This window comes from Streptomyces sp. MspMP-M5 (assembly GCF_000373585.1).
GTDB lineage: Bacteria > Actinomycetota > Actinomycetes > Streptomycetales > Streptomycetaceae > Streptomyces.
The window spans coordinates 1-4629 of the sequence record NZ_KB891970.1 but is presented as its reverse complement, the minus strand read 5'-3'; the positions used below and the strand labels follow the sequence as shown (position 1 = coordinate 4629).

The window sequence follows — 4629 nt, the reverse complement described above, 5'->3', positions numbered from 1 at the left end:
GGCCCGCTCCCAGTTCAGCGCCACCCCTCCCCCACCGGACGAAGCGAAGTGATCCCACATGAGTCGACGGACCCTCTCACGGCGCCCCCAGCAACGCCAACAGGCCCACAGACGCTCGCTGTTGAGCACCCGTATGGCGATCGCGGCGATGGCCCTCCTGCTGGGCGGCGGTGCGCTCGCGGCCATCGCCGGCACCGCGTTGGCCCACAACTCCGGCCCGGACCCCGTACCGGGCCACCCGCACCTCACCGTGACCGCCACCACTGTCTCCTGCCCCGATGTCGGCGAGAGCCTGCGGGCGGTGCCGAGTGTCGCCCGGCTCCAGGTCTCCCAGGGGCTGGCCGCCCTCGACCGTCAGGTGTCGGATGCGTACCAGGCGATGATGTCGGGCGGCAGCAGCGGTTCGACGCTCGGCACACTGGAGCGGCAGCGCCGGCAGACCATCGGGGCCATGGCGGACGCGATCGCCCGCGGCGGTGTCCGACGCCCGGACGACCTGATGCGGATGAGCGCCTGCACCACCAAGCCCACCGGGACGATCCCCGACCGAGACCTGAGTCGGCGCCAGATGCCCGGTCAGGGCGGGAATCAGAGGCAGGGGCAGGGCCCGCATCACCGGCAGACCGGGCCCTCGAGGGACGACTTCGTGGACATCACCGCGGTCGCGCCGGGCACCGTCGGCCCGCCGTTCGCCACACCCAGGGGGCGGGGCGCGTCCACCGGCACCTTCTCCAGCGCGTGCGGGCGCAATGAGAACGGCCACTTCAACTCCGACAACGTCATCGTGACCCCGGGCGTGACCAACGGCGCCCACCACACCCACGACTACGTCGGCAACACCACCACCGACGCCTTCTCCACCGAGCAGTCGCTGGCCGCGTCCGGCACGACCTGCTCCAACGGTGATCTGTCGACGTACTACTGGCCGGTGCTGCGCACGTTGGACGGCACGTCCGCACCGCAACCGGGCGCCGGGAGCGACGGCAATGCCGGCTCGGTGCTCACCCCGAGCTCGGTGACGCTGACCTACCACGGCAGCCAGTCGGGCCCCGTACGGGCGATGCCACGCTTCCTGCGGGTGATCACCGGCGACGCCAAGGCGTTCACCAATGGGCCGAAGAACGCCCACGCCTCCTGGAGCTGCACCGGCTTCGAGAACCGGCAGTTGACCGACAAGTACCCTCTGTGCCCCAGGGGTTCGCAGGTGGTCCGCAGGCTGGCCTTCCCCGGTTGCTGGAACGGTCGCAGCACGGACAGCGGAAACCACCGCGACCATATGGCCTTCGCCGGCCGGAACGGCTCCTGCCCTCGCGGTTTCACGGCGGTGCCGCAGCTCACCGAGCGCCTGACGTACGACGTCCCGCCGGGCGACGGCTTCGCGGTGGACAGCTTCCCCGAGCAGTTGCGCAAACCGGTGACGGACCATGGGGACTTCATCGACGTGATGCCGGACGCGCTGATGAACCGCGCGGTCGGGTGCATCAACGGCGGGCGGACCTGTTCCTGACCTCGCATCGCAGGTGACCGCCGTCCCCACTCCGTGCAGGAGTGGGGACGGCGGCCCTCGGCATGTTCGGGCGGCGGGTCACAGGCCGTTGACCCGTGCCTCCCCGGCCGTGCCGAGGGGCCGGATCTTCGATGTCACCGCGCGGGCCCGGCGACCGGCCCGGGCCTGCCTGCTGCGGAGATGGGCCATCAAACGGCGGCTGCGAAGGGCCATTTCCAGCTCGAAGCGGGTCCGCGGATCGCGCAGCGCCGGGCCGAAGAGTTTCTCGATCTGGCGCAGTCGGTAGCGGACGGTCTGCGGATGGACATGCAGCAGCCTGGCGGCCTCGGGGGCGCCGCCACCCTCCAGCCAGGCCAGCAGGGTGACTTCCAGGCGTTCGCTCTGGCACGGCGTCAACTGTGCGAGCGGTCCCAGCCAGCGGGACGTCAGGGCGGCGGCCAGCGACTCGTCCTGGAGGAGCAGTAGTGCCGAGAGGTGGTCGTCGACGAACGCCGCGCGCGCCTCGGGGCCGCCCCTGCCGGGGACCAGGGACAGCAGATAGCGGGCCCAGTACAGCGAGGAGGCGGCGTCCGCGGCGGGGACGGCGTGGCCGACGGCGCTGGTGCGGCCCTTGAGGGCGGCTTCCAGGCGGGCCCTGTTCTGGGTGGCCGGGTCGGGCACGAAGAAGGCGGTGTAGCCGTCGGCGCTGCCGATGAGGGCGTGCCCGAGGGCGGCGGCCAGTTGGGGGGCCTCGGCCGGGGTGGCAAGGACCACGGCCTGGACGGTGTCGGGGACCGGCCAGCCGGCCGCCCGAGCGAGTTCACCGAGGCCGCCCTCCGGGGTTCCCTGCTGTCCGGCGAGGACGTCGAAGAGGTCCTGGCGGGCCCGCGCCACCGGCATCGGGGTCACGACGGACGAAACGGCCGGGCGCTTGCTTTGCGATGTTTTCTGGTACCCGAGGCAGGTCAGCAGGGCCTGTTCCAGCGCCCATTGAGCATCTTCCACGGGTGTGTCACCGAGAAGTGCGGCCATTGCGGGAAATGCGCGTTGCAACTCCCCGACCACCTTCTCCACGAGGTCCGGGAGCTCATTTCTCACCACCCGGGTCCACTCGCCGCGGGGATGCGACCAGAGGCGGTTCAGGAGATCACACATCGCTACCTCGATCCTGGCGGGACGGGGCTGGGAAGGGGACTTGACGTCCCTTCATGCGCCTGAGTGGGCATCATCCGGAGTCCGTGCCGGGGTTCGCGACGCACGTGCAGGAATTTGTCACAGCGCGCTAAACATCAGTAAATCCAGCGGAGGTTCGGTGATGCTGTTGGCCATCCGGATTACGGCCGCCAGTATTCGCCCGGTTACGGAATGTTGAGTGTTACCGGAGGTCACACGAATAATCTTCCGGACAAAAGCCTCGGAGCCCCCGGAAATAAATCCACCGCCGGGATGTATCGCCGGAATTTGCGTACCGCAACCGACCATGTTCCACCCTCGGGAGGTGAAGATGCCCGCCCAGCCCCCACGCGCCGCCCGAAGTGCCCTGCTACGCCCGGCACTTCCGGCCGCGCTGCTGCTCTTCCTCGCCGTCACCCTGCACTCCGGCGCGATGGACAGCACGGTGCACTTCCTGGACTACGACGCCGGAGTGCTGGCACTGGTCTCGCTCTCGGCCACGGTGCTGTGGGGGCTGGCCGCCACCGACCGGCTGGTGCTGTTCGCCCCGCACCGCCTGCTCGCCCAAGCCGTGCACCGGGGCACCGGCATCGCCGGCCTGGGTTTCCTGGGCCTGCACATCTGGGTGAAGGTCACCGAGGGGCACACCGGGGCGACGGCCCTCGCGGTGCCGTTCACCGACGGCGCGCGGCCGGCCCTCATCGGCTGCGGCACGCTCGCCGCATACGGGTTCGTCGCGGTCGCGGTCAGCGGCGCGGTGCGCGGCGCCTTCACCGGCCGTACCGCCGCGCGCTGCTGGTGGGCGCTGCACACGGTCGCCTACCCCGCCTGGGCTCTTGCCCTGCTGCACGGCCTCAAGTCGGGTCGTGCTGCGGCCGGTTGGGCGATCGCGGGATATGGGATCGCGCTCGCCGGGGTGGCCATACGACTCGCCCTGCGGCTGCGCGGCCCGCGCCGTACGACAGGAGGTGAGCCCCGATGACCGCCCCGGCCCCCGTCCACCCACTGCCGTCCACCTCGGACACCGCCCGGCGGCCCGTCCTCGCAAATTCTCCCGGTGGCCCGGGCGTTGGCCTTCCGGCCCCCACCCTGACGTCCGTGGGTCCGCCGCGACTCCTCGCCGGACTCGACGAACTGCCCCGGCTCGACCGGGTCGCGCATCTGACTCTGCACGGCCGACTGCCCCCGCTGACCGCGCAGGAGCTGGTGGCACTGGCCGAGAACACCGACCTCCGCGGCCGGGGCGGCGCCGGCTTCCCCTTCGCCCGGAAGATGACCGCCGTCCTTGACGCCGTCCGCCGCGCCGACGGCAAGGCCGCCGTGGTCGTCAACGGCAGCGAGGGCGAACCCGGTTGCCTCAAGGACACCGCGCTCCTGCTGCACGTGCCGCACCTGGTGCTGGACGGCGCATTGCTGGCCGCCGACGCGATCGGCGCCCGGCAGATCGTGATCGGGGTGACCCGCCCGGATGTGGCGGATTCGGTGCGTCGCGCCGTCGCCGAACGCGGCCCGGTCCGGCCACCGTTACAGGTCGCCCGGCTGCCCGAGCGGTTCGTCACCGGCGAGGGCACCGCGCTCGCCAACGGACTGTCCGGCGGCCCCGCACTGCCCTCGGGCCGCAGGGTCCGCTCCAGCGAACGCGGCCTGGGCGGCCGGCCCACCCTGTTGTCCAACGCCGAGACCTACGCCCAACTCGCCCTGGCCGCACGGCTGGGCGCCCTCGGTTATCGCACCGCGGGCCTGCCCTCCGAGCCCGGCACCCTGCTGCTGACGGTCGCCGGCCGGCAGGTCGTGGAGACCCCCTACGGAACGCCGCTGCTCCAGGTCCTCACGCACTGCGGCATGGACGCCGGGCAGGGCGTGCTCCTCGGCGGCTACCACGGCACCTGGCTCTCCCCCGACGCGGCGCGGACCGCCACCCTCTCTCGCGACGCACTGGCCGCCCACGGCGCGGTGCTGGGCGCCGGGGC

3 protein-coding genes and 1 pseudogene are annotated in these 4629 nt (G+C 71.8%); 3 read left to right on the top strand and 1 reads right to left on the bottom strand.

What is annotated here, in order from left to right:
• The first annotated feature begins 133 nt into the window (after nt 1-133).
• The gene (locus tag B073_RS0138700; protein ID WP_018543418.1) at nt 134-1507 is read left to right on the top strand and encodes a DUF1996 domain-containing protein; all 1374 of its coding nucleotides are present in this window, start codon (nt 134-136) and stop codon (nt 1505-1507) included.
• A 78-nt stretch (nt 1508-1585) separates the two neighbouring features.
• Here the strand turns inward: B073_RS0138700 and B073_RS0138695 are convergent, their stop codons facing one another.
• Nucleotides 1586-2491, bottom strand: coding sequence for a PucR family transcriptional regulator (locus B073_RS0138695; RefSeq protein WP_234025272.1), 906 nt, complete (start codon nt 2489-2491; stop codon nt 1586-1588).
• Between the two features lie 499 nt (nt 2492-2990).
• On the opposite strand from B073_RS0138695, the gene B073_RS42620 reads away from it, so the two are divergent.
• Complete coding sequence (locus tag B073_RS42620) at nt 2991-3641, top strand: hypothetical protein (RefSeq protein WP_051094447.1); 651 nt, start codon at nt 2991-2993, stop codon at nt 3639-3641.
• Nucleotides 3638-4629, top strand: a pseudogene (locus B073_RS0138685) (oxidoreductase); the annotation flags it as partial. The gene B073_RS42620 and the pseudogene B073_RS0138685, both read left to right, overlap by 4 nt.

What these genes read in the sequence shown, in the direction of transcription:
- B073_RS0138700 (WP_018543418.1), top strand. Translation starts at nt 134, where the DNA reads ATGGCGATCGCGGCGATGGCCCTCCTGCTGGGCGGCGGTGCGCTCGCG.
- B073_RS42620 (WP_051094447.1), top strand. Translation starts at nt 2,991, where the DNA reads ATGCCCGCCCAGCCCCCACGCGCCGCCCGAAGTGCCCTGCTACGCCCG.